The 24,255-nt window shown below is 47.3% G+C and carries 18 protein-coding genes and 7 pseudogenes; 7 read left to right on the top strand and 18 right to left on the bottom strand.

Translation table 11 applies throughout. The annotated features are described in order from the left end of the window. Nucleotides 1-13: 13 nt before the first annotated feature. Genes purH through dusB form a run of 3 tightly spaced genes read right to left on the bottom strand, consistent with a single transcriptional unit; the run spans nucleotide 14 to nucleotide 2,873 of the window. Nucleotides 14-1,594, bottom strand: coding sequence for a bifunctional phosphoribosylaminoimidazolecarboxamide formyltransferase/IMP cyclohydrolase (purH, locus tag ACMXD4_RS17460; protein WP_415878908.1), 1,581 nt, complete (start codon nucleotides 1,592-1,594; stop codon nucleotides 14-16). A 37-nt stretch (nucleotides 1,595-1,631) separates the two neighbouring features. Continuing rightward, nucleotides 1,632-1,895 carry a helix-turn-helix domain-containing protein gene (locus ACMXD4_RS17455; protein WP_020485063.1) on the bottom strand — a complete coding sequence of 88 codons (264 nt, stop codon included), beginning with the start codon at nucleotides 1,893-1,895 and terminating at the stop codon, nucleotides 1,632-1,634. After that, a complete protein-coding gene (dusB, locus tag ACMXD4_RS17450) occupies nucleotides 1,896-2,873 on the bottom strand; it encodes a tRNA dihydrouridine synthase DusB (RefSeq protein ID WP_415878907.1) in 978 nt (325 codons plus the stop codon). Nucleotides 2,874-3,155: 282 nt separating this feature from the next. Here dusB and cysC point away from each other — a divergent pair, with 282 nt between their 5' ends. The 5 genes and pseudogenes from cysC to ACMXD4_RS17425 all read left to right on the top strand — a co-directional run. Beyond that, nucleotides 3,156-3,779 carry an adenylyl-sulfate kinase gene (cysC, locus tag ACMXD4_RS17445; RefSeq protein WP_171694527.1) on the top strand — a complete coding sequence of 208 codons (624 nt, stop codon included), beginning with the start codon at nucleotides 3,156-3,158 and terminating at the stop codon, nucleotides 3,777-3,779. Nucleotide 3,780: 1 nt separating this feature from the next. Further along, nucleotides 3,781-4,734: a DHHA1 domain-containing protein gene (locus ACMXD4_RS17440; RefSeq protein WP_171694528.1), complete on the top strand. Its 954-nt coding sequence runs from the start codon at nucleotides 3,781-3,783 to the stop codon at nucleotides 4,732-4,734. Between the two features lie 12 nt (nucleotides 4,735-4,746). After that, nucleotides 4,747-7,140 (top strand): VanZ family protein, encoded by a 2,394-nt coding sequence (locus ACMXD4_RS17435; protein ID WP_415878906.1) that lies wholly within the window; start codon nucleotides 4,747-4,749, stop codon nucleotides 7,138-7,140. A gap of 121 nt (nucleotides 7,141-7,261) precedes the next feature. Continuing rightward, the gene (locus tag ACMXD4_RS17430; protein WP_415878905.1) at nucleotides 7,262-8,110 is read left to right on the top strand and encodes a hypothetical protein; all 849 of its coding nucleotides are present in this window, start codon (nucleotides 7,262-7,264) and stop codon (nucleotides 8,108-8,110) included. Between the two features lie 65 nt (nucleotides 8,111-8,175). Continuing rightward, nucleotides 8,176-8,289: pseudogene (locus ACMXD4_RS17425) on the top strand (IS5/IS1182 family transposase); the annotation flags it as partial. A 31-nt stretch (nucleotides 8,290-8,320) separates the two neighbouring features. On the opposite strand, the pseudogene ACMXD4_RS17420 reads toward ACMXD4_RS17425, so the two are convergent. From ACMXD4_RS17420 to ACMXD4_RS17350, 15 genes and pseudogenes are all read right to left on the bottom strand, one after another. After that, nucleotides 8,321-9,129 (bottom strand): annotated as a pseudogene (locus tag ACMXD4_RS17420) (IS256 family transposase); the annotation flags it as partial. A 113-nt stretch (nucleotides 9,130-9,242) separates the two neighbouring features. Further along, nucleotides 9,243-9,395, bottom strand: a pseudogene (locus ACMXD4_RS17415) (transposase); the annotation flags it as partial. Between the two features lie 63 nt (nucleotides 9,396-9,458). After that, a pseudogene (locus ACMXD4_RS17410) lies at nucleotides 9,459-10,316 on the bottom strand (IS3 family transposase); the annotation flags it as partial. Nucleotides 10,317-10,383: 67 nt separating this feature from the next. Further along, nucleotides 10,384-11,655 carry an IS256 family transposase gene (locus ACMXD4_RS17405; RefSeq protein WP_415878904.1) on the bottom strand — a complete coding sequence of 424 codons (1,272 nt, stop codon included), beginning with the start codon at nucleotides 11,653-11,655 and terminating at the stop codon, nucleotides 10,384-10,386. Between the two features lie 131 nt (nucleotides 11,656-11,786). Next, nucleotides 11,787-12,050 (bottom strand): annotated as a pseudogene (locus tag ACMXD4_RS17400) (transposase); the annotation flags it as partial. Nucleotides 12,051-12,141: 91 nt separating this feature from the next. Continuing rightward, nucleotides 12,142-12,267 (bottom strand): annotated as a pseudogene (locus tag ACMXD4_RS17395) (IS256 family transposase); the annotation flags it as partial. A 215-nt stretch (nucleotides 12,268-12,482) separates the two neighbouring features. Continuing rightward, nucleotides 12,483-12,635 (bottom strand): annotated as a pseudogene (locus ACMXD4_RS17390) (IS3 family transposase); the annotation flags it as partial. A gap of 314 nt (nucleotides 12,636-12,949) precedes the next feature. Further along, nucleotides 12,950-13,720, bottom strand: a complete 771-nt coding sequence (locus ACMXD4_RS17385) for a PEP-CTERM sorting domain-containing protein (protein ID WP_033155659.1) — start codon at nucleotides 13,718-13,720, stop codon at nucleotides 12,950-12,952. A gap of 188 nt (nucleotides 13,721-13,908) precedes the next feature. Beyond that, nucleotides 13,909-15,054 carry an SDR family oxidoreductase gene (locus ACMXD4_RS17380; RefSeq protein WP_415878903.1) on the bottom strand — a complete coding sequence of 382 codons (1,146 nt, stop codon included), beginning with the start codon at nucleotides 15,052-15,054 and terminating at the stop codon, nucleotides 13,909-13,911. A gap of 106 nt (nucleotides 15,055-15,160) precedes the next feature. Beyond that, on the bottom strand, nucleotides 15,161-16,933 hold the full coding sequence (locus ACMXD4_RS17375) for an AMP-dependent synthetase/ligase (RefSeq protein WP_415878902.1): 1,773 nt from the start codon (nucleotides 16,931-16,933) through the stop codon (nucleotides 15,161-15,163). A 16-nt stretch (nucleotides 16,934-16,949) separates the two neighbouring features. Further along, the gene (locus ACMXD4_RS17370) at nucleotides 16,950-18,017 is read right to left on the bottom strand and encodes a hypothetical protein (RefSeq protein WP_415878901.1); all 1,068 of its coding nucleotides are present in this window, start codon (nucleotides 18,015-18,017) and stop codon (nucleotides 16,950-16,952) included. A gap of 163 nt (nucleotides 18,018-18,180) precedes the next feature. Continuing rightward, a complete protein-coding gene (locus tag ACMXD4_RS17365; protein ID WP_033155656.1) occupies nucleotides 18,181-19,569 on the bottom strand; it encodes a TIGR03013 family XrtA/PEP-CTERM system glycosyltransferase in 1,389 nt (462 codons plus the stop codon). A gap of 31 nt (nucleotides 19,570-19,600) precedes the next feature. After that, the gene (locus ACMXD4_RS17360) at nucleotides 19,601-20,377 is read right to left on the bottom strand and encodes a serine protease (RefSeq protein WP_319962847.1); all 777 of its coding nucleotides are present in this window, start codon (nucleotides 20,375-20,377) and stop codon (nucleotides 19,601-19,603) included. A gap of 344 nt (nucleotides 20,378-20,721) precedes the next feature. Beyond that, nucleotides 20,722-21,447 (bottom strand): UDP-2,3-diacylglucosamine diphosphatase, encoded by a 726-nt coding sequence (locus ACMXD4_RS17355; protein ID WP_171697668.1) that lies wholly within the window; start codon nucleotides 21,445-21,447, stop codon nucleotides 20,722-20,724. A 49-nt stretch (nucleotides 21,448-21,496) separates the two neighbouring features. Next, on the bottom strand, nucleotides 21,497-22,078 hold the full coding sequence (locus tag ACMXD4_RS17350; protein ID WP_171694539.1) for a peptidylprolyl isomerase: 582 nt from the start codon (nucleotides 22,076-22,078) through the stop codon (nucleotides 21,497-21,499). A gap of 114 nt (nucleotides 22,079-22,192) precedes the next feature. Between ACMXD4_RS17350 and cysS the strand changes: the two genes are divergently transcribed. Next, a complete protein-coding gene (gene cysS / locus ACMXD4_RS17345; protein WP_415878900.1) occupies nucleotides 22,193-23,566 on the top strand; it encodes a cysteine--tRNA ligase in 1,374 nt (457 codons plus the stop codon). Between the two features lie 9 nt (nucleotides 23,567-23,575). Beyond that, nucleotides 23,576-24,205, top strand: coding sequence for a methenyltetrahydrofolate cyclohydrolase (fchA, locus tag ACMXD4_RS17340; protein WP_415878899.1), 630 nt, complete (start codon nucleotides 23,576-23,578; stop codon nucleotides 24,203-24,205). The last annotated feature ends 50 nt before the right edge of the window (nucleotides 24,206-24,255 follow it).

Here is a 24,255-nt window from a genome sequence, read left to right as displayed (position 1 = left end):
AGCTTGTCCCGTATTAATGTCTGAAATGCCGCATGCCCGTCAATACCATCGCGATATTGTGTTCGTCGGCGGCGGCAATCACTTCTGCATCGCGCATCGAGCCGCCTGGATGAATAACTGCGGTTATGCTGGCCGCCGCCGCTGCGTCGATGCCGTCGCGGAACGGAAAAAAAGCGTCGGAGGCCATGACCGAGCCGGGTACCGTTAAACCTTCGTCGGCGGCCTTGATGCCGGCGATTTTTGCCGAATAAACTCGACTCATTTGTCCGGCACCAATGCCGACGGTCTGGCCGTTTTTGCCGTAAACTATGGCATTGGATTTAACGAATTTAGCGACTTTCCAGACGAATAACAGGTCCGCCAATTCTTGTTCAGTTGGTGCGCGTTTGCTGACTACTTTCAAATCGGCAGCGCTGATCTTGCCGGTATCCTTGTCCTGAACTAATAAGCCGCCTGTGATGCGTTTAAAATCTAAAGCTGATTCATGGGTATTTGTCCAATAGCCGGTTTCCAGCACCCGGACGTTCTGTTTTTTAGCCAACGCCGCTTGCGCACCCGCTGATATGGCCGGCGCGATGATCACTTCGACGAACTGGCGTCCTGCGATTTCCGCCGCAGTCTTTTCGTCCAATTCGCGGTTGAAAGCGATAATGCCGCCAAATGCGGAGGTAGGGTCAGTCGCGTACGCCAGATTGTAGGCGTCGAAAATGTCACCGCTTACTGCGACGCCGCAAGGATTGGCGTGTTTGACGATCACGCAGGCTGGTTGGTCGTTAAATGCTTTCACACATTCCAATGCCGCATCGGAGTCGGCAATATTGTTGTAAGACAATTCCTTGCCTTGTAACTGCTTGGCAGCGGCTATGCTGCCGGCGGGTGGATTTTTTTCACCATAAAAAGCCGCGTTTTGATGGGGGTTTTCGCCGTAACGCATGCTCTGCAGGCGGTGGAATTGCAGATTTAGGGTTTCCGGGAAATCGCCGCTATCGACGACTTTGCTCAGGTAAGCGGCAATCATCGTGTCGTAACGCGCGGTTTGCTCAAAGCTCTTTAGCGCCAATTTAAAACGGGTGTCGTGGCTTAGGGCGCCGGCATTCGCTTGTAACTCGGCCAAAATTTTCGGGTAATCGACCGGATCGACAACGATAGCCACGTCATTATGGTTCTTGGCTGCGCCCCGGATCATGCTTGGGCCGCCAATGTCGATATTTTCTATTGCGGTTTCCAGGTCGCAATCGGGTTTCGCCACGGTTTGTTCGAACGGATACAGGTTGACCACCACCATATCGATGGCTTTGATGCCGTTCTCAGCCATCACTGCGTCATCAATGCCGCGCCGACCTAGAATGCCGCCGTGAACTTTGGGATGCAGGGTTTTAACGCGGCCGTCCATCATTTCCGGGAAGCCGGTGTAGTCGGAGACTTCGGTAACGGCAATATTATTGTCGGCCAGCAGTTTGGCAGTGCCGCCGGTAGATAGTAGCTCGATGCCCAGGTGGCTGAGTTCTCGGCAAAATTCTAGAATACCGGTTTTGTCGGAAACGCTGACCAAGGCGCGGGTCACTTTTTTATTTATGCCCAAAGTGGGATTCATGCAAACCTCAAGAAAGGGTAAAGAGAAGGGTTGGAGATTAACCTATGCCGTAATGTTCAAGCTTTTTGCGCAAGGTGCTGCGGCTGAGACCGAGGATAATCGCGGCTTTGCTTTGATTGTAATCGCAGTGTTTCAGCGTGGTTTCCAATAAGGGTCTTTCCACTTCTGCTAACACCAAATGGTATAAGCCGCTGGAATCGTGCCCGTTTAGGTGGGCGAAATAGTCTTCGACGCAATGACGGACATGGTCAGACAGCGTTTGCTCGCTGCCGGTGACTTTATGAGTAAGATGTTTTCCCATCTAGGCGGCTCGTGGTGTCAGCAAATTGAAAGAGGCGTTGACGAGCGCGAGTTGCCGCGCAGCGTGTTGGGCTTGGTTAATTGCAGTCTTTTGGTCGGCAGGCAGATTGCCGAGATGATCGAAATACCAGCCGATGTGCTTGCGGGCGATTCTAACACCACTGTCGTTGCCATAAAAACTGTATAAATTTTCCAGGTGCCGGTTGATAACGGCTTTGATGTCGGTCAAGCTAAGTGGTGAATATGTCGTGTTGCTGAGATGGGCGACTAGGTCGTTAAATATCCAGGGTTTGCCTTGCGCCGCTCGCCCTATCATCACCGCGTCGGCTCCCGTATATGCCAATACCTCACTGGCTTTAGCGGGGCTATCGATATCGCCGTTTGCGATAATCGGAATACTGATACTTTGTTTGACCTGTTTGATGGTGTCGTACTCGGCATGTCCGGTAAATTTACAGGCTCGGCTGCGCCCGTGGATGGTGAGCGCTTGAATGCCGCAGCTCTCAGCAATTTTGGCGATGGTCGGCGCGTTTCTATTGGCTAAGTCCCAGCCCGTACGAATCTTGATGGTTACCGGGATTTCCACGGCATTGATTACCGCGTCTAAAATTTTAGCTACTAATGACTCATTTTTCATTAGCGCTGAACCCGCCGCCACCGAGCACACTTTTTTTGCAGGGCAGCCCATGTTAATGTCGATTATTTGGGCGCCTCGGTCCTGATTCAATTTGGCCGCTTCAGCCATTTGCCGAGGGTCGGTACCCAAAATTTGCACCGAGCGCAGGCTAATGTCGCCGTTGTAATCGAGCTTTTTCAGGGTGCGCGGGTGGTGCTGCAAGCTGCGATTTGAAATCACCATTTCCGACACCGTGAGCCCCGCTCCAAATTCGCTGCAGATTTGCCGAAACGGCGCGTCTGTAATGCCCGCCATCGGCGCTAGTAATACTGGGTTGGGAAGTTCGTAAGGGCCAATTCGCATGAAAAGCCAAGCTAGTCGAAAAAGGCGGCAAATGATACCCGAAAACGCGCGGATTAACGATGGCTGAAAGAAAGTTCTTGAAAATCGTTGTTAGCGTTGATTTGGGAGTAAGTCCTGAGTATTAGTTTGACGTTTAAATCTCCTGTGACCATTATCGCCGCGAAATCCACGGATGAAGTAGAAGCGTAAGCAATCGGCGAGATTTCCGGATTTGTTGAAGAGGATTGCATCGCTTGCCTGCGATGAAGTAGTCTTGGCAGAACAATTATGGAGTTAGATTCAATGGATAAACAAAGCTCAAATACTGTTTGGCATCATGCCACCGTAACACGTAGCCGCCGAGAGATTTTAAACGGGCACAAATCGGCCATTCTTTGGTTTACCGGTTTATCCGGGGCAGGCAAGTCAACTTTGGCTCATGCCGTCGAGGAGCGGTTGTACCAATTAAAGTGTCGAACGTTTGTGTTGGATGGCGATAACGTTCGCCAAGGCTTATGTGGCGATCTGGGGTTTAGTCATCAAGACCGGCAGGAGAATATCCGTAGAATTGCCGAAGTCGCCAAATTAATGCTGGAGGCCGGTACGATAGCGTTAACTGCCTTTATTTCGCCCTTCCGGGCTGAACGGCAATATGCGCGAAATTTGGTACCGCACGGCGATTTTATTGAAATTTACTGCAACTGCGATTTGTCCGTGTGTGAACAGCGGGATGTAAAAGGTCTATATAAAAAAGCGCGGCAAGGCGATATTAAGCTATTCACCGGCATATCTTCTCCTTATGAAGTGCCGGAAAACCCCGAGATGATAGTAGGTACCGGAACGTATGAGTTGGAAGCCTGTGTCGACCAAGTCATGAGCATGCTCGAGCAGCGCGGTGTTATCGCCTCTACTAAAGGCGAAATGTAAAGTGAATATCGACGTATTTAATGGCGATGCAGATGGTATTTGTGCGTTGCTACAGTTGCGATTGGCTTTTCCCAAGGAGTCTGTGCTTGTTACTGGGGTCAAGCGCGACATTGGTTTATTAAGTCGAGTTTGCGCTGAGGCAGGCGATCAAGCAGTTGTGCTCGACATCTCTCTGGATAAGAATCGCGTACCGCTATGCGAGCTTCTTAATAAAGGTGTCAGTATTTTTTACATGGATCACCATTATTCAGGTGAAATTCCAGTTCACCAAGGTCTGACCCCTTTAATAAGCACTGATGCCAACGTTTGCACAAGTTTATTGATGAATATTTATTTGAAGCAACGCTTTGCCGAATGGGCTGTGACAGGGGCTTTTGGCGATAATTTGGATGCTTCGGCAAGAGAAGCCGCTAAGTTACTTAATTTAACGGCCCAAGAATTGCTTAAGCTACAGCAACTGGGAATCGCTATCAATTACAACGCTTACGGTGCGAGTATCGATGATCTATATTTTGCTCCGGATGAGCTCTATAGGCAGCTGGAAGGTTTTATATCGCCGTTTGACTTTATCCGGGATAAGGCGGAAATTTGTCAGCAATTATTTAATGGTTATAACGAGGATATGAGTCTAGCGGCGCAAGTTGATGCTGAATATCAGACCGACAGTATCTCGGTAGTTATTTTGCCTGATGAAAAGTGGGCAAGGCGGGTATCTGGTGTATGGGGAAATCAACTGGCTAATCAATATCCGAATAGGGCTCATGCAATCGTTAGCAACAATCAAAGAGGAGGCTATCAAATTAGCGTTAGAGCCCCGATAAATAATAAAGTTGGTGCCGATGTGTTATGTGCCTTATTTTCGGGTGGCGGTCGTAAGGCTGCGGCAGGTATTAATCATATTCCATACCAGCAGTTGACCAATTTTGTAGCGGCTTTTCAAAGCCAATATCAATGAGCCAAGTTTTTTGTGAAAAATAGCTTATTAATTGCTTGTGTTGTTTATACGATTTTTGTCGTTTACGGCAGTTTGGTGCCATGGCAATTTAATAGTATTTCGTTAAGCGATGCTTGGTTTCGTTTTCAGAATATTGAATATTTGACCCTGGGTATTGCGTCAAGAGCAGATTGGGTTGCCAATATTCTGCTATTTATACCGCTTGCCTTTCTTTGGCTGGGCACGCTTTCCCTAAAGCAACAATTTGTTGGTAGGTGTGTGTCGTCAGTTTTTGTATTGATAGTCAGTTTTTTGCTTTGTTCGACTATCGAATTTACTCAGTTATTTTTTCCTCCCAGAACGGTGTCGTTAAACGACATAATAGCCGAAACTTTGGGAGCCGCCATTGGTGTTTTTGCGTGGTGGGTTTTTGGTGGAAGATTTGCCAATTGGTTTGAAAATTGGCAAATAAATAAAAACAATTCAGTTCCCTATTTGCAAATCTATTTGGGGTGTATGTTTTTTTACAGTGTCATGCCGCTGGATTTAACCCTAAGTCCTGTTGAGTTTTATCATAAATGGCATGAAGGGCGCGTTATTCTACTGCCATTTTATGGGTTAAAGGGAGAAGCTTTTCGAGATATATATGACTGCTTGTCTGACGTCATATTATGGATGCCAATTCCTTGGCTATGGTATAAGCTGAAACCTTTGAGTAAAGTTGATCTATTAAAAAGAGTTTTTTTCTCGGCAACTATAATTGAGTTTTTTCAGCTATTTGTATATAGCAGGGTTACCGATGTTACGGATATTTTGCTTGCGTTGGTGGGCGGTTTTATTGGCGTGCAATTAATGACGTTAGGTTCAAATAGGCTTGCTTTGGTCGGAAGTGCTAGTGAGTTGAAAAGTTATCATAGGTTCACTGTTTTGTATGTGTGTTTAGCGTATTTTTTATGGGTATTAGTTGTAGGATTTGTATTTTTGTACCCTTACGATTTTGAGTGGGGTTATATAAGACTTTCAACTTGGAGTGATAAGTTTCTTAGAGTGCCTTTTTATGCATATTATTATGGTACCGAATATAGGGCTATTACAGAGGTTTTTCATAAAATTTTATTTTTTATGCCTTTTGGTTTGATAGGGTATTCTTTTCAGTATTTTAATGGCCGTAATCAAGCAAGTATCATTATTTTGGCTGTAATAGTGATGACGGCTCTGAGTATTGAATTTGCACAATTGTTTTTGCCAAATAAAAACGTTGATATAACAGATGTTATTTTAGAATCTTTTGGAGGGTATCTCGGTTATTCGGTGGTCAAGCTGCTGCAACTTAATAGACCTGCTTTGCCGGAACCTAAAAACAAGCTGGGAAATGAGGTTTTGTTTGCGATTTCAAGGGGGCAGGCTAATTTTGCTGAAGGCTCGGCTTCCGTGAGTCGTCCAAGAAATATTACGAGCTATACAAGTGGGATTCCCCTATTTTTTCTGGCAGTGGGGTCTGTATTTGTGACTTTCGGTGTGCTGATATTTGTCAGTGGCTCTGAGGTTATGCCTTACAATGTGAGGGAGTTATTTTCGAAAGAATACCGAATCATCAGTGCTTTAGGCATAGCTGTATTGATTTATTGGTGCTTTGCATATCCGCTATTCTCTTTGATGAATATTTTGAAAAACGGTAGGGGAGAAGTTTTTTTTTATGCTCGTTTTTTAGCGGTACATACTCTGATAGCGTGGATGTTGGTAAGGGTTATTGTTCCCCTAGAAAGTATACATGATGTGTTGGGCTCTCCAATTTTGAGTATCCCCGCAGAGCTAGAGCTAGCGTTTCGGTTTTTAGGTTTGTTTGGTGTATATTCATTAATCGCATTGACAGCCACTCATACGGCGCTTTTTTGGGTGGTTTCAACTCGGCAGTTGGTGCGGCTTTTCGTTTTAGGCTTCTTTTGGATATTATCGTTACTGCCGTTTGGGTATTGGGTCGTGGTTATTGAAGCTGCGACGGACAATCTAACAGAGTTAATGATCAATAGTGGCTATTCTTTCGCGGTCATCTGTATTGGTATTTATTTTTTTCTGGTCGGCTGGCTAGGTTCGTCAATTTTATTTTTAACAGTTTTTAATAATAATAGGCACATTATTGTTATCGGATTTTTATTTATAATTTCTTTTCCATTAGGCTATCAGTTGTTAAGTTGGGGAACGGAGCAGTTTATTCTAAAGTATGATGCTGTTTTTTCGGCTATGCAATTTTTGTTAAGTGCTGATAGAAGTCATTTAGTTTCAGGCGATATATTAATGGCGCGTTTTTTTGTGGCGCACTTTGGACTGGTTTTATTGGTTTTTACGGCTCAAGCCCCGCTGTGTATGATTTTTCGTAATGTGGTTACGTCGAAATATTCAGCGAAGCCCATGTGGCGAAGTGCTTAGTGGTGTTTTAGTTTTTCAGATGGCTATTTTAGTTTTTATTATTTTTTTTAAATTGATACGTATTTATGTGCTTGGGTAGTCTTGCATGATATTTAGAAGTTTTCCATTCGCACTTATTCTGATGGCATTATTGAGCATATTCTTTACGAATGTAGTTGCGATGGGTATTCAGGCTGAGCTTGTCGTAGATGGCGTTAACGTGAAAGACGACAAAGAGAAGACTCAAACCGCTTCAGATGGAGTTAAAGATATACTAAGTTCGGTTGATCTTAAAAAAGATATTGCTAAAATTCATAGTCATGAAATAGCTGTCCAAAATATCAGGGCCAAGGTTTCTCCAGACGAATTGGCTGTTGACGATTCTTCGATCTCACGACCTATATTTCGACAGCAGGAAAACATTAATAAATCTGCGCAGTTTTCCTTCTTTGTTCCAGGTTTTTCTGATGCCGATTTGGTTAGGGAGAGGGGTGGCTATAATTACTCCGATGATGTATTTTCCTCTAAAAAACTCCTGGACGAACTACGGGATAGTCTTGGGGAAGGAATATATAGCAAATTAGTTTGGACTTATTACGATCTTAAAGACCTTGACAGCAGGATATATGCGAGCATGGTTGGGTATGATTTAAGTGGCAGTAATTTGTTGGGAAAGTTACAACAATTTATCGGAGTGAATGAGCATGTCAACGCGATGATCGTTTTAGGGAGTAGTGTTGGGGTAGCAGGACAGCCTGTCGGCGTTGGGAATGAAAAAAATCAAGTTGCCAATAATAGCTCTAGTTCTAAGGTTGTGCTTGATTTTTCTCAGCGTGGTTTTTTTAGTAAAGACGAAATTGACGCTGGACGTTTCCAAATTGTTTTACGGTATTTGACTATAAAGAATATTATTTACAGTTTGTTGAGTTTAATGGGGGTGGGTATGGTTTGGCGGATGTTCAGATTCTTTATCAAACAGGATCTAAACTAAAGGGCGCCTCGAAAAACCGCCACTCATGAGAAAATAGTCAGATTATCCAGCAGATACTAAAACCCATGATCAAAGAAAACCTGTTTGCAGCCGAAGAACGAGAAACCAAGCTGAACAAGTTGGGCGATGTTCTTCAAATTCTAGAAGAGCATATTGATTTCGCTGCCTTAGCTGCTGAGGGTATCCTGAATTTTGTGTAAACGGGTTTTGTTAGTGGTTTAGCATCCTGTCTTCAAACTGAATGCTAAACCGATTTAAAGCGGCTTTCCAGTCATGCAACGGCATGGTCCATTTTTTACTGATATTCATCAGCGCCAAATAGAACAATTTTGACAAGGCATCATCACTGGGAAACGAGCCACGATTCTTGGTGATTTTCCGCAAACTCATGTTCACCGACTCAATGGCATTGATACCCAAAGGGCATAAATGGTGTAAATGATGCGGCGTATCTCCGGGGGGTAGTCAAAGAGGGGAATGATCCGATCCCCATTTCGTCTCCAAATCTGGGCAATCGGTGGGTAGGCCTCGTTCCACTGCGTCTCGAACTCAGCCAGCCGTTGCTCAGCTTCAACGACTGTGGCTGATTGGTATATTTGCTTGAGATCGTCGGCGATCTGTTTACGCATCTTCCAACTGACATAGTTTAGGCTGTTGCGGACCAAATGGACGATACACAGTTGGACGGCAGCCTGTGGATAGACGGTTTCAATCGCTTCTGGAAAGCCTTTCAAGCCATCGACACAAGCGATGAAGATGTCTTGCACACCGCGATTCTTGAGGTTTGTCACCACCTGTAACCAGAACTTGGCCCCTTCGGTTTGGGCGATCCACAAGCCCAGCACTTCCTTTTCGCCATTCATATTGATGCCAATCGCCAGATAAACGGCCTTGACCCGCACGGCACCGGTATCACGGACTTTGACGTGGATGCAATCGAGATAAACGATGGGGTAAGCTGGATCAAGCGGCCGCGATTGCCAGGCTTTCACTTCTTCTATCACCCCATCTGTCATTGAGGGCATCCGTTTTCAGGACGGCATGGCTGTCATTATGGAACCGGAGAATACAGAAGAAACTCAGCAGATGGCCGCCTGATTCAAATCAGGCGTACACCAGATTTGACTATTTCTCCGTGACGGTCGCGGGGAATCTCAATCGGCAATGCGCCAAAGTCGCCTTTCAGCGTTTTTCGGCTTTTGCCGTTGCGGGTGTTGCCGGTAGGATTGCCGACAGCTTCATGCTTGCCATGACCGAGATGTTCGGTCATTTCAGCTTCTAAAGCCAGAAGTGGCCCCATCTGTTTGAACAGCAAATCCGGAATTTAAAGTGAAATCCCTGCCATGGTTTAGGCGGCCAACTTGAGGGTTGGCAACCCCTGGTTATACGCCTGATGCGGCGTTTTGCGTTTCAGACTGGAATGTGGTCGTTCGTGGCTGTACCACTCGAAATAATCCAGGATTGAGGCGCGGGCTTGACCAAGCATGCAGGTAAACCCGCTCGTACTTGACGGATCGCCATAGCCGCTCGACGAAGACATTATCCCTCCAGGCGCCGCGACCGTCCATACTAAGCTGGCAACCTTGGCTTTTCACCGCGTCGACAAACACCTTGGCGGTAAACTGGCTGCCTTGGTCAGTGTTGATGATATCCGGCCTGCCGTAGCGTTTGAAAGCCTGTTCCAACACGTCCACGGCATGACAGGCTTCCAGGGTAATCGCGACCTTGGCGGCCAGGACTTTGCGAGTGGCCCAGTCGACGACCGCCGTTAAATAAGCGAAGCCTTTGGCCAGCGGGATGTAGGTCGTATCCAGCGCCCAGACCTGATTGGCACGGTTGATGGTCATGCCGCGCAGCAAGTAAGGATAGATTTCATGCCCCGGCGTCTTCTTGCTGGTATTGGGCTTGCAGTACACGGCTTCGATGCCCATTTTCGCCATCAAGGTTTTCACCCGCTTGCGGCCGATCGGGATACCTTGCAGATTCAGCTGATCTCGTAACTGGCGAGCGCCCATACCCGAAGGGCACAAGTGAACGGGTGTTTCAGGTGCAGTTCGTCGAGTCGGCGCATGATGTCTAAATCGCGCTCTGAAACCGGCTTGGGCAGGTAGTACACACTGCCGCGACTGATGCCCAATAGCTTGGCCTGCCGACCAAGCGGCAACTTGGATTGACGGTCGATCATCGCTTTGCGCCTTGTGCCCCTTGGGCATCAGCAATCCCGCCTTGGTGAGCGCGAGAAATAGTCAAATCTGGTGTATGGCTGATTTGAATCAGGCGGCCATCTGCTGTGTTTCTTCTGTTTTCTCCGGTTCCATGATGACAGCCATGCCGTCCTGAAAACGGATGCCCTTAATCACATCCGGCAATCGTTTAAATCCGCGTATTTTGCGCCAACTCTTCTCGGCGGTTAACGTCAATTGGAACACTAACCCCAACAAGGTATTGCGGGACACGCAGTTCTTGGTGCGGGTGGTCCGATGGCGAATCGTCGCAAAGCTGGATTCGATCGGATTTGTCGTCCGAATGTGTATCCAGTGCTCGGCGGGAAAGTCGTAAAAGGCCAATAGCGATTCACGGTCTTTTTCCAACACGCCCACCGCCTTGGGGTACTTGGCTTCAAAGTCACGCAAGAACGTGTCGAAGGCTTGATTGGCCAGGGCTTTGGTTTCCGCCATCCAGATTTCTTTCAGCCCCGCCTTGGCCTTGCCTTGGATTGAATCGGGTAGCGTCGCCAGCACATTCGCCGTCTTATGCACCCAGCAGCGCTGGTGTTGTGTGGTGGGCCAAGCTTCGTTGATGGCTGCCCAGAAACCCAAAGCGCCGTCGCCGGTAGCCAGTTTCGGCACGTCCTGTAGACCTCGCGTTTGTAAATCCTGCAAAACACTCAGCCACGAGGCTTTCGATTCCCGATAACCGTCCGATAAGGCCAGCAAGCGCTTTTCACCCTGTTCGTTGACTCCGATGATGACCAATAGGCACAGCCGATCATCCTCGCCACGCAGGGTCGAATAGATGCCGTCGGCCCAGACATACACAGTGCGCTCCTTCGATAAATCTCGCCGATTCCAGGCCAGATAATCCTCGGCCCATTGGGCTTTCAGGCGGCTAACCACGGCAGGTGACAAGCCTTTGGCATCGTCACCCAGCAACACCGATAAGGCCGACTGCATGTCGCCGGTGGAAATGCCGCGCAAATACAGCCAGGGTAAGGCCGCTTCCACCCGTTTTGTCTTGCGAACATACGGCGGCACCAGCGACGAGTTGAACTTGATCCTGCCGCCGGAACGGTCTCGAACCTTGGGGATTTTGACCGTCACGTTACCCACGCCCGTCACGATCTCCCGCTCAGGCAAATAGCCATTACGCACCACGGTTTGCCGGCCCCGTAAATCGGTAACCTTGGCGTATTCGCCCAGAAAAGCCTGTAGCTCCGCCTCAACGGCTTGTTGGATCAAGGCTCTAGCACCCGTCTTCAACAAATCCGTCAAAGGATCGTTAATCCCACTGGCATTATTCCAGTCTTTTGCATTATCTTTGTTCATGGCGTCTCTCATTTTGCTGTTATTCGATCTCGTCAATCTCATTTCAGCAGAGGGCGCCACCTTTCATCAAGTCGGGCCGTACACCAGATTTAGTTATAACTCGGTGAGCGCGCCCGCTACCCAAAGGGCACAAGTAAAAAATCATTTTCCAACGTCCGTTGGCCGGTTTTCGCGTGTAGAACTTGCAGATCGACGGGTGGCGATTCAGGCTCCGTGGGCTTCCCAAACACTTCGGCAGTCCGCTCGCTCAGCTGCTTCTTCCAATCGACAATCTGATTTTGATGGACCTCGAACTCATGGGTCAATTGGGCCAGGGTTTTATCGCCAGTCAGTGCTGCCAGCGCAACTTTGGCTTTGAAGGCCGGGGAATGTTTTCTTCTCGGTTTTTTGGACATCTTCTGCTCCATTGCTTTGTCCTTGCGGACGTTCAAAAGTAGCAGGGTTTTTCACTTAACCAAGTGTTCAATTTTTCGGCACCACCTCTCCCCGCTCCACCAGGGCCTTGGTCAGTTGTTTCAGAAGACCGTTTTCACCCAGCAGGTCTTCGGGTTTTTGATAGCCTGACAGCAAGCTGTCGATCAGTTCGGTTGGGATGGGTTTTGGTAAGGTCATCGGTACTCCTCAAAGTAGCGGCAGTTTCCTGCCTAATGACCGTTTACACAAAAATTTTTACACCCTCTAGCTGCTGCGATTAATGCAGTGGCATCGCGGCCGAGTCGAGAACGTGGCGGGCGTCCGCCGTTCCCGGCTGAAATCATGGTTCGTAAGTTGTTGTCGCCGCAACTGTATAACCTCAGTGATCTTGTCCTCGTTTCGCAGACAGGTAGCTAAGAGACATGTTTAAGTTCAAAGGCTTCAGGAGAGAGATAATCCATTTTGGAATGAAGCCGGTTGAGATTGTAATTCACTTCTATGTATTCGAAGACATGCGGCTTGGCAATTGCACGTGTTGTTAGCCGTTCACCATGTATGGTCTCGGCCTTGAAGCTGTGGTTTCAGTTTTTCATGGCGGCGTTATCGTAACAATCGCCTTTCTTGCTCTGCTGCAAACCAATTGGTGTTTTTGGAGCAAGGCTTGATAAACCGCTGAGCAATACGGCCGCCCCGGTCCGAATGAACGATAACCTCTTTGGGCAATTTTCGGCGCCAGCTCTGTTTACGAGAGTGGCTAGTACATTTACATGTAACAAGCTAATAAAAAGCCACCTAAGTTTTTAAGGACTTAAGTGGCTCTTTAAGTTTTAACAAAAAGCGGGATTGATTGCGTTATAGCAAATGTATCTCGCCAAATGTATTAGCGGTAGCTTTTACGTAAGCCCATGCCCAACAAACCAACAGACAGCAAAAGCAGCGAGCCCGGCTCAGGAACTGAGCCTGTTTTGCCTTTTAGTTCGCCGGTACCGGTCAGCAGGCCAGGAACGCCAGATGGCTGAAAGCTGTCGGAGAATGTGAAGTCTGCATTGTTTGCGCCAACTGAAACGCCGTTAATTGTAGAAACAGTGTTAGTGTCAAAGAATAGCGCTGCTTGTCCGCCCAACACGTCCCATGCTCCGTAGCCACCACCAGTATCACCCAGACTTGAAATAGAGGCACCGTTCAATTCGGCGTAGATAGCGCCCAATCCTGTCGGGCCTAAGCCGTACGCATCGTAATCGTGTCCGGTCAATGTCAGCCAGATATTGCCGTCGTTTGCAGTGGCTGAATTTGAAGCATCGAAGTCAGCGGTTGCATCATAATAAAACGTCATGGATGCTAGGTTAAATATTGCTTCGCCGTTTACGTCGCCGTCAAAATTTCCAGCATTGGACAGTGTGAATGTTCCAAAGTAGCTCAATTCCGCGCCTGGAGCGACGAAAGTTGTTGTGCCGTTGACGTTTGAAACCGTTCCGAAGAAAGTTACAACATCTCCTACGTTATTAGCTTCTGTTTCCCATATTGTGCCGTTCATTGTTAAATCAAAGCCGCTAGCCTCGTTCCAGGTTACTCCGCCGACGCTGGCAGCAAAAGATACGCTTGGTGCGATTAGTGCGCCCACCAATGTGAGCTTTGCAATAGAGTGTTTCATAAAATTTCCTGTTTAATGGATTGTAAGGGTGTTTGTTTACGTTTGATGAAAAGCAGAAAGCATGCCAAATAAAAACACAATATAAAACAATAACTTAATTTTTTGATAATTTCATGTGTAAAATTTATCGACAGGTCTGCTCTTGTTTCCTAATCCAGAGTGATTTTGTCGTCTGGCTTTGCTAGTGTTTAGTTTTTATTCGATTTAGATTGCAAATAACAGGCTATAGCAACTTCCAAGGAGTTTTTAACAGGCGGTAAGCTCGGGCCAGTATTTACCAGGAATAGATCGGCTGTTTTGTCGTTGCCAAAAATCTGCCTGTCAGCCAAATAATCAAGAAAAATCGGAACGGCTTTTAGTTGGCGTAAAGTAGTGTGACTAACAATTGGCATCATCGCCCGTAAAAGGAATGTAAAAAATACTGACGGTACGGCAATCACAGCTGGCAAAGGCGTATCAAACTCACGCATTTTGTCGCGCACCAGAGTTTGCAAATGGGTCAATTGCATGGATAAGTGCGTACCCGAACAAAGATGTAGAATCTTGTTGGTGGTGAGAGTTGGCTGATTGGCACTCCATTGGATAGCGCGTGCGACATAATCTACCGGCACTGTATCAAGCGTGGCATCTTTTAAATGCGGTAGCAAGCCATGAGTTTTGGCACCTGATATGAATTCGCACAAGTAATAAAAAATTTGAAAGTGAATAATTTTGCCGGTTTTTGAGTCACCCACAACCATGCTGGGCCTGTGAACGGTTATCGGCAAATTGTAAAGTTCAATTTGTTGGTGAAGATAATCTTCGGCCTCCGCTTTGGATTGCTCATAGGTGTTGTGAAAGCTCCTCGGTTGGGTGATCCAAGTTTCAGGGACGATACCTGACATTCTGCCGGCAACGCCAACTGTGCTGACATATTCGACTTTTTGTAAATTTCCTGACGCTTGACACGCTAGCGCAAGCTCGATTACGTTTTTTGCGGATCCCAACGCATGTTGTCTGGCTACTTCCAGGGGTAAATTCATTCTGACAACGCCGGCACAATGAATAATGTGGGTACATTGGCTAGATATTTCGGCGTAAACACTTTCAGATACTCCAAATTTTTCAAGATCGGCATCGCCTTGCAAAGCGATGACACGGTTTCTGGCGCTTACTTCTTGTTCCTTATCCAGGTTCCAAAAGAGGAATAGATCTTCGAGACGAATTTTTAAGTGCTCAGAGGATTCGGCGCGGATCAGCAGCCATACAAAGTTATCAGCTTCTTCCAAAAGTAAGGGCACCAAGGTACTGCCGACTGCCCCCGTGGCACCGGTAACAAAAATTCTTTTTGCCATATGAGAGCGCTCCATGATGGATTGAATATTGTCGAAGTCTAAAAATCCAGAATCAACGCTTTCGCATTAGCGGAGAATCTTTAGCTGCTTTGTATTGTAATTAAAACTAAAGCTTCAATAGCACGATATCGCGGCTAGCTGAAATTGGTTGGGAATGGATAGTCGATTCTGGCTCTTCCAACAAGTTATAAAGTTCCTCTATCCATTTTTCGTATTTGTGTCGGATATTTTTACGGCGAAGCTTCAGATTTGTCGTTAATTCTTGCTCCGCAACCGATAGGGGCTTATATGAAAAAATGATGCCAACTGGGCGCTTATATTCGGGTAAACCCAAAGTGGTTGCTGTCAGATCTATAGCGATTTTTTTCGCGTAAGTAGTTCTAGATTGGTCTTCAATGGTATTTGAATTGCCAACTGTTACCAAGGCAACCAAGAATTTTCTATTCTCGCCGAAAACAACGGCATGCTCTATCGCTACATTGCTTTGGAGTACCGACTCGATTGCAACGGGGGCAATTTTTCTACCAGTTGACGTTTTAAAAACTTCAGATTTTCGTCCGGTCAAGCTTATAAAGCCCTGGGCGTCGATTTTCGCGTAATCTCCTGTAGGAAGGAATTCTGATTCGTTGGTGCTCTGCTTAGTGGGTTGGTCGTCAAGGTATCCGTTAAAAACGCCTATGCCTTTAACTAGTAGTTCGTCATCATCGGCCAAGTTTATGGTGTTGCCTGGTAAAGCCTTGCCTACCGTGCCAAAACGGTATTCTGACGATCTATTTGCGGCAATAGGCACCACGTTTTCGCTTAGTCCATATGCCTCTAAAATCAACAATCCCAGAGATTGGTAACGATGTAACAACCATACCGGCATGGCTGCCGATCCGCTCACCATATACCGTATATTTTCGCCAAAAAGAGAGGTAAATGATTTAAAAACTTGGCGATTGGCAGCTCTGAATAATGAGCCGATAGTTGACTGGCTTTCACCCATTTTAAGGCTATATTTCAGGCATAGAGAGATAAGCCGCGGCTGCAGATTTAGTTTGGCTTTAAATCCTTGGTAAAGTTTTTCATAAAATCGAGGTACAGCAATGAATATGTGGGGATTTATTGCTGGCAGATATTCGATGATTTTATGCGGCTGCTCTACAAAGTATACTTCGGCTCCTCCGGCTAATGCACATAAATTCACAATGCGTTGAAATAAGTTGGAAAGCGGTAACCAGCAGACTAAATGGCACGGTTTATCGTTTAGTTCCGGGTAGGTGAGTAGTATAGAGTCTATAGCAGCAATAATTTGATCATGCCGATAGGCGATACCTTTGGGCGTGCCGGTAGTACCCGACGTGAATACAATAGTGGCAATATCGGAAGGTTTTAGAATTTCAGGCTGCGGAGTATCGTTGAGTTCGCCATTTGCTGTCTCGGGTATATCTAGATATTTGATTTTATCTTGTTGATATCTCGATGGATCGCTATTAAATGCAACAATATTGTCAAATTGGCTGAGATCGTTAAATTTATCCAGGTATTTGATTTGGTCTATAGCCAGGATTTTAACGTTAGCAATTTTTATGATCGCGTTTAATTGCTCGGAGTTTTCGTTGGGATCGATACCAACCACAATTCCGCCTAATGATAAAAAGGCGTGATGTAGAGATTCCCATACGTGCGAGGTCGTAGCCATAATTGCGACAACCTGCCCTGTATTTATGCCAAGAGCCTGTAATTTCCCGGATAAACCCATCACTTTCCGATAAAACTCTATATTGCTTATCGGATGCCAAGTATCGTCAGTATCCAGAATCCAGTGAGCTACGTCATCCGGATGTTCGTGTGCTCTAAGTTTTAATAAATCGGGAAGTGTCTTATATCGACTCATACGTTCTCCTTTTAAGTCATACAGGCGGGTCGTAAGCACCTTTAGGCTCGGTAATAGCTAGCTCGTGTTCCGACATTCCCAACCAATTTAGACTAGTTCTGACATCCTTGCCCAAGAAGACTTTGTTTTTGATCATGAAGTCGACCAGTGGGATCAAAATTTTCCACTCTTTTAGATTGGCTTTACCCTCACGAATTAAAGCCGCGAATTCGGGAAGATAGGGATTGTAGCCAAAGTGCTTTAAGTCGGAATACATCAGCAGCCAGTTGATTGGGTAGTTACTGAAGATCGGACTGGCATGCTTACTTGACTTAACCAGGCCCAATTCGACGACTTTTTGCATCACTTCTTCCTGATTATATTCCCAGGCATGGTAAGGGGCTAAATAGCGTGGAAATTGAGTGCCTTTAGGGTAATTGTTGGGATTGAAAAAGCGCGATAATTCTTGTTCATCGAATTCTCCGCACGTTTTCAGTGCCGGCGGCGTCCAGTCGACTTCGCAGATTAATTTTCTGGAGAATTCGTAGAGCATTCTTTCCGGTTCAGGCTGCCCCGGCGAGTATCCTGCGAGGACTAGCGGTATATTTTTTTGAAGGGCCAGTTTGATTGCATCGCCTTCGAATAGCGGGGCATAGACATAAGATACTGTGTAGACGGCGCCTCTCGGTTCTTGATGTTTTAAGAGATAACGAAAAGCCTTTTGGTAGAAGTTATCGGATGGGCGGTATACCAGGTGGTCAATGTCGAGTTTGCCGAGTGTGCGACGGATGTTATCCCAGGCAATCGGGGGAATATTAATATCGGTGGTAAATGCCAGGACTTTTAAGCCGTATTCCACCTTTAGCTTGTAGAGCAAGTTAAGGCTATCTTTGCCGCCGCTGACCGGCACTAGGCAGTCATATTCCGCTTGTCCCTTGCAGTCTTTTAGCGCCTTTTCCAGATCGAGCTCTCGCTCCTTGCGGCTTTCTTCCTCTTGTCTTTGGTGATGAGGATTAAAATCTCGGCAAAGATTACAAACGCGATTCGCGTCCAGGGTTATCTCGGGTACTGCATCGGAAATCAAGCATTGCTTACAGCTGGCCATATTCACCTCGCCGGAAATGGGTAAGTTTTTAAGGTTAAGAGGTTTTTTGCAGGCCTCGAATGAATTTAGTTTTGCCAGGAATTAAACTGGTTAAGCCAGATAAAAAATGCAGTTTTGGGTTGTAAAGTTGATTGCTAGTTTCTCTTACTACAGAGCCAAGAAATTATCTCGCTCCCTTACCCCACAAAATAACTTCCACCGTGCTCAGCATTATCGTCAAGTCCAGAAATAGGCTGTAGTTTTTGACGTAATACAAATCAAATTGCAGTTTTTGTCGGGTATCGTATTCGCTGGCGCCATAGGGGTAACATAGTTGCGCCCATCCGGTAATGCCGGGTTTAACCCTATGCCGTTCTTTATAATAAGGAATATTCTCTTCGAAGCCTTTTACGAATTCCGGTCTCTCTGGGCGCGGGCCGACAAAGCTCATATCGCCTTTTAGCACGTTTAGTAGTTGCGGCAGCTCGTCTATCCGATATTTACGAATCACTTTGCCGACGCGAGTCACGCGGTCATCGGTTTGGCTAGCCCATTGCGCGCCATTTTTTTCAGCGTCGATACGCATACTGCGAAATTTAATGACATCGAACGGAATGTCCCGATAGCCGACACGTTTTTGCCGATAGAAAACCGGTGCACCAAAGCCGCTTTCGATATAGATCGCCAACATGGTGAGGATCATTAGCCACCAACTGACAGAGAGTAGCAGCAGACTGGCTAAAATATCGAAGCTGCGTTTGACGATGGGGCGCAAACCGCCACTCACAAAACCATCGGAAAACATCAGCCAGCTTGGGCTCAGGGCCTCCAGAAAAACCAGCCGTTGCTCTCTCTCATAGAAAGTTTGCAAGTCCATGATTTGCACGCCGGACATTTTGATGTCCAGCAGTTCCTCCACGGGTAGTTTTTTTCTACGATCATCGACAGCGATGACTATTTCATCGACGTTAGCGGCTTCGACAATATCGGTTAGCCTGATTTTTTCGTTGAGCGCAATCGCATGGGGTACGCTTATTGGTTCGTCCTCCAGCGTGATGTAACCGACTATTTCAAATCCTCTATAAATATAGCTGGAATTAACGACGCTGAGTTCTCCCGCTCTTTGCCCACAACCCACCACTAACACCCTGCGTTTTAAATTATCCAGATTGACGAAGCGATAAAATAAATAACGTGTTAACAGCAAGCCCACAAAAGAAAAAATAATTGCGGAAATCAGGACGCTGCGTGCCAGCATCAAATCGGGAATGATGTAGTAGATGAACGCCAGTATAAAAACCGCAACGGCAAAGCTGAAGCTAATGCGCTGGAGAATATTGTATTCTTCTTTATCCAGTGTTTTGCGGTACAAGCCCAAACCGGAACAGCTGGCGATAAACACCACTGCGTAAACCGCTGCTGAAGCAGCGAGTTCGGATTGGGAATACCAGGATGCTATATATAAAAATCTGAGGCCAGCGCCGCAATACATAGCCAGATAAAACACCAAAGATTCCACTATAAGCAACCAAAGGTAGGCGGTGGAAATGTAATGTCGAAAAATTCTTATCATGTGAAGGCTACCGCTAACTCCTGGATAATCACTATTTGACGATATTCTGTTTTAGAAGCGTCTTGATATGTTCAGCGGGAATAGCATAAGTGATGCCGCTGGGATTGGATATGGCATTTTCTTTGCTGCCCTGTACAAAGACTTTGTTAATGATACCAACAACTTTTCCGGAATTGATGTCGTACAAGGGGCTGCCGCTGTTGCCGGGGTAGGCGGTGGCGTCTAATTGGAACACATTGAAAGGCGTCTGTAGTCGTTTCAGCATGTTGACGTTTAACTGCCGAGTGGCGATTGCCGGTATGGCGTTGGGTGAAATAGCCGAAATAATGCTTCGGTGCGTGACCGGATACAAACCTAGCACCATGCCTATTGGGTAACCGGTGAATGCATATTGCTCGCCCTCCCGCACTATTAGTGAGTCACCGATTTCCAGTGCGGGTAAAACTCCGCCGTCTACTTTTAGCAATGCCAGATCGTGATCTTCATCGGTCACGGTCAGTTCTGCAATTTGCATTTGTTCTTTTTGCTCGTGGCGATAAAAAACCGCATAACGTTCGAGGTGCTCTTCGTCTAGTTTTTTTGCGGTTACGTGAGCGTTGGTAACCACTTTTCTGCCGTCGGCAACGGCGAAGCCGGTGCCCAGGAATACCGCACGCGGGTTTCGTGTTGGCATATAAGTGCCTATGGCTACTATTCCGGGCTTGACTCGGGCAAGAATGTCGGGGAGGTTAACTTCATCGGCATGGCTGGTGGCGATGGTGGATAGTCCGATAAATAGCGCCAAGAGATAAAGTATTTGGTTTTTCATGGCTGGAGGAGTTAAGGGGCCTTAATTGGTAGAGCTTGGAAAGTTTAGTCTAACTTAGCATGAATGCGGGCGTCGTCGTGAATTAACCGTTGTTTACACTTTGGTAATAGACAGGCACCGGCTTAGATAGCGCTTAATGTCCACCGGGAAAAACGCGCGTGGGCATTAACCTACTAAAATTATATACCCAGTGAACTAGTTGGTTTCTTTTGAGTCTTATTTTTCGGAGATAGTAAGACAATTTTCCCGGTAGTGTGTGGCAGTGGTGTATCAGCGGGTTTGAGATTAAAAAACGCAGGTCGCTGGCCTTCTGTTAAATCGCTACCGGTTTTTTTGTGCTTGTATCAGACCGATTCTGTTTGAAAATCGTTGTTCTTCCAACACAAAACCTCCGCGCCATCCGGTTTCCAATCCGCCAACACGTAGCGTCTGGCCGGCCGGCCATCCAGCATAAATTCGTGTAATTTCGGTCGATGCGTGTGTCCATGAATCAATGTGCAGCAACCATACTTGTGCAGGCTTTCGACCACCGTATCCTGGTTGACATCCATAATATCCAGGGTTTTGCCGCGTTTATGATAATAGCTGCGCAACCGATACCAACGTGCCGCTATCAGCCGCAGCCACAAAGGTTTGGACAACACATTTTGTTGCCATTCCGGGCTGTGCGATTTGCTGCGAAAAGCCTGGTAAGCCAAGTCGTCGCTACAGAGTAAATCGCCGTGGGTTAGTAAAATTCGCTGACCATTCAATTCGATAATCGCATATTCATCCAACAAACGGATACCGGTTTCCCGGCAGAAATCTTGACCCAGCAAAAAATCGCGGTTGCCCTGCAACAGAAAAATCTCGGTGCCGGCGTCGCTAAGTTGTTTGAGAGCGTTTTTGATGGACGGGATAGGCCGGGTATTGTCGTCGTCGCCGATCCAGGCGTCGAACAAATCGCCAAGGATATACAGCGATTTTGCCTCAATGGCGCGCTGCTGCAAAAAGCTTATGAATCGCCGGGTGATCTCCGGTTTTTCCAAAGCCAGATGCAGGTCGGAGATGAAGAGTACGTCTTGTTTCACGTTAAGCAACAGCGGTTTCCGCCCAATTACCGGCGGAAACCGCTAATTATTACTCAATAACTTCGGCTTTTTCGATAACGATGTCCGTTTTTGGTACATCCTGATGCGGACCGCGATTGCCGGTGGCTTGTTTGGCCATGGCATCGACGACATCCATTCCCTCGATTACTTCACCGAATACCGCGTAGCCCCAACCGCTAGGGCTTGGGCTGGTGTGATCCAGAAAGGAATTGTCTTTATAATTGATAAAAAATTGCGCGGTTGCCGAATGCGGATCGTTAGTACGGGCCATTGCCAAGGTGCCGCGTTTGTTTTTCAGACCGTTGTCGGCTTCGTTCTTGATCGGTGCATTAGTTTCTTTTTGTTTGAATGAGGTATCGAAACCGCCGCCTTGGGCCATAAAACCTGGGATTACCCGGTGGAAAATGGTACCCGCATAAAAGCCCTGTTTCACATATGCCAGAAAGTTGGCGGCGGAAACCGGTGCTTTTTCGTCTTCCAGTTGAATGACGACGTCGCCCAGTGAGGTGGTTAATTTGACTTTGCTATGTGTATTGGACATTTTATTTTCTGTTGCAAATGAAAGGGTTGAGAATAAAAACAGCATCAGGTAAACCAGGGTGGTACGCATTGATAGCTCCATAATCGCGCTGCAAGCCGCGAATTCTATGTGTTTTTATCTTGAAAGAGAAGCTGGAATCTTGATAGATTGCCAGATGTTTCGCTACATCTACCTATCATCACCATGTTGAAAATCTACAACACCTTAACTCGAAGTAAGCAAGAGTTCATTCCCAAACAGCTTGGCAAAGTCGGTATGTATGTCTGTGGCATGACGGTTTACGACTACTGTCATATCGGCCACGCGCGGGTCATGGTGGTGTTCGATACGGTCGCCCGTTATTTGCGGCATGCGGGGTATCAGCTTACCTACGTCAGAAATATTACCGACATAGACGACAAAATTATTCAGCGCGCCAACGAGAATGGCGAGGCGTTTACCGCATTGACCAAACGCTTTATCGATGCGATGCACGAAGACGAGCGCGCTTTGTCGGTGTTGCCGCCGGATATTGAACCCAAAGCCACGCAATCGATTGCCGACATCGTGAAGATGATTTCGACATTAATCGAGCGTGAGTTTGCCTACGTCGGTAGCAATGGTGACGTGTTTTATGCGGTAAACCGCTTTGACGGCTACGGCAAGCTGTCCGGTAAAAATATCGAAGACTTACAAGCCGGTGAGCGGGTGAATGTCGATACCGCCAAACGCGATCCGCTGGATTTTGTACTGTGGAAAATGGCCAAGCCCGGCGAACCTTATTGGGATTCGCCATGGGGGCAGGGCAGACCGGGCTGGCATATCGAATGCTCGGCAATGTCCACCTGCTGCCTGGGTAATCATTTCGATATTCACGGTGGTGGGATGGATCTGCAATTCCCGCATCATGAAAATGAAATTGCCCAGTCGGAAGGGGCTACGGGTGAGACTTTCGTCAATTACTGGATGCATAACGGATTCGTACGGGTCAACGAAGAAAAAATGTCCAAATCGCTGGGCAATTTTTTCACCGTGCGCGAGGTGTTGAAACAATACCGCCCGGAAGTGATCCGCTTCTTCATCCTCTCCAGCCACTATCGTAGTCCGCTGAATTATTCCGACGAACAGCTAGACGACGCCGGCGTAGCGTTGACACGGCTTTATACCGCTTTGAGAAGTGTCCAGATTGTCGATGCGACCATTGATGTCGACTACCGTTTGCGGTTCGAGCAGGCGATGGACGACGATTTCAACACGCCGGTGGCCCTCTCGGTGTTGTTCGATCTGGCGCGGGAGTTGAACAAAGCTGACGACAAAACCGTGCTGGCGGCTACTCTGAAGCAACTGGCGGCGATTTTGGGGTTACTGCAAGAGAATCCCGACAGCTTCCTGCAGGGTGGAGCAGCGTCTGATGGTCTGAGTGAAACGGAAATCGAGCAATTGATCGACGCCAGAAAAACCGCGAAAGCCAGCAAAGACTGGGCGCAAGCCGACCAAATTCGCGATCAATTGAAAGCGCAGGGCATTGTGCTGGAGGATGTGGCTGGCGGCAACACCATTTGGCGCCGCGAAAGTTAAGGACTGTCAATGAACGAAATCAAAGATAAATCGGTAGAAACATTCCTGGACGAACTAGCCGGCAAGCAAGCCACGCCCGGCGGCGGTAGTGCGGCGGCTGTGATGGGTGCGCAAGCCGCCGCCTTGACCAGCATGGTTTGTAATCTGACCATCGGCAAACCCAAATACGCGGCGGTGGAAGAACAGATGCAGGCCTTGCTGACCGAGTCGGAAGCCTTGCGCAGCACCTTGATCGGCATGATCAAAGCCGATGTCGATGTATTTGACAAACTGATGGCCTGTTATGGCTTACCTAAAAGCACTGACGACGAGAAAGCCGTGCGCGCCGAACAGATTCAAACGGTGCTCAGAGAAGCCACCCTGGTGCCGCTGGAATGCGCGAAAGCTTGCGCCAAGGCTATCGAGTTGAGCCGGGTGGCTGCCGAACACGGCAATCTAGGGGTGATCAGCGATGCCGGAGTGGCGGTGATGGCGGGCTACGCCGGCTTGAAAAGCGCCGCGCTGAATGTACAGATCAACGCCGCGAGTTTGAAGGACAGGATGTTTGCCGAGGCTCAACTCGCCGAGTTGAACGCTTTGTTGCAAGCCGGCGAACAGGCTGCAGAGCAGATTTACCGAATCGTCAGCGAAAAGCTTTAAATCATTCCTTAGGACGGGGCAATTTCAATCGCCCCCTCTCTGCTTAACTT

The sequence above is a fragment of the Methylomonas sp. TEB genome, from assembly GCF_047777895.1.
In the GTDB taxonomy this organism is placed as follows: domain Bacteria; phylum Pseudomonadota; class Gammaproteobacteria; order Methylococcales; family Methylomonadaceae; genus Methylomonas.
This window is presented reverse-complemented; position numbering and strand designations above follow the sequence as displayed.

Bases quoted from the DNA above. Each gene is read 5' to 3' on its own strand.
- purH (WP_415878908.1), bottom strand. From the start codon at position 1,594: ATGAATCCCACTTTGGGCATAAATAAAAAAGTGACCCGCGCCTTGGTC.
- ACMXD4_RS17455 (WP_020485063.1), bottom strand. From the start codon at position 1,895: ATGGGAAAACATCTTACTCATAAAGTCACCGGCAGCGAGCAAACGCTG.
- dusB (WP_415878907.1), bottom strand. From the start codon at position 2,873: ATGCGAATTGGCCCTTACGAACTTCCCAACCCAGTATTACTAGCGCCG.
- cysC (WP_171694527.1), top strand. From the start codon at position 3,156: ATGGATAAACAAAGCTCAAATACTGTTTGGCATCATGCCACCGTAACA.
- ACMXD4_RS17430 (WP_415878905.1), top strand. From the start codon at position 7,262: ATGGCATTATTGAGCATATTCTTTACGAATGTAGTTGCGATGGGTATT.
- ACMXD4_RS17405 (WP_415878904.1), bottom strand. From the start codon at position 11,655: ATGAACAAAGATAATGCAAAAGACTGGAATAATGCCAGTGGGATTAAC.
- ACMXD4_RS17385 (WP_033155659.1), bottom strand. From the start codon at position 13,720: ATGAAACACTCTATTGCAAAGCTCACATTGGTGGGCGCACTAATCGCA.
- ACMXD4_RS17380 (WP_415878903.1), bottom strand. From the start codon at position 15,054: ATGGCAAAAAGAATTTTTGTTACCGGTGCCACGGGGGCAGTCGGCAGT.
- ACMXD4_RS17375 (WP_415878902.1), bottom strand. From the start codon at position 16,933: ATGAGTCGATATAAGACACTTCCCGATTTATTAAAACTTAGAGCACAC.
- ACMXD4_RS17370 (WP_415878901.1), bottom strand. From the start codon at position 18,017: ATGGCCAGCTGTAAGCAATGCTTGATTTCCGATGCAGTACCCGAGATA.
- ACMXD4_RS17365 (WP_033155656.1), bottom strand. From the start codon at position 19,569: ATGATAAGAATTTTTCGACATTACATTTCCACCGCCTACCTTTGGTTG.
- ACMXD4_RS17360 (WP_319962847.1), bottom strand. From the start codon at position 20,377: ATGAAAAACCAAATACTTTATCTCTTGGCGCTATTTATCGGACTATCC.
- ACMXD4_RS17350 (WP_171694539.1), bottom strand. From the start codon at position 22,078: ATGCGTACCACCCTGGTTTACCTGATGCTGTTTTTATTCTCAACCCTT.
- cysS (WP_415878900.1), top strand. From the start codon at position 22,193: ATGTTGAAAATCTACAACACCTTAACTCGAAGTAAGCAAGAGTTCATT.
- fchA (WP_415878899.1), top strand. From the start codon at position 23,576: ATGAACGAAATCAAAGATAAATCGGTAGAAACATTCCTGGACGAACTA.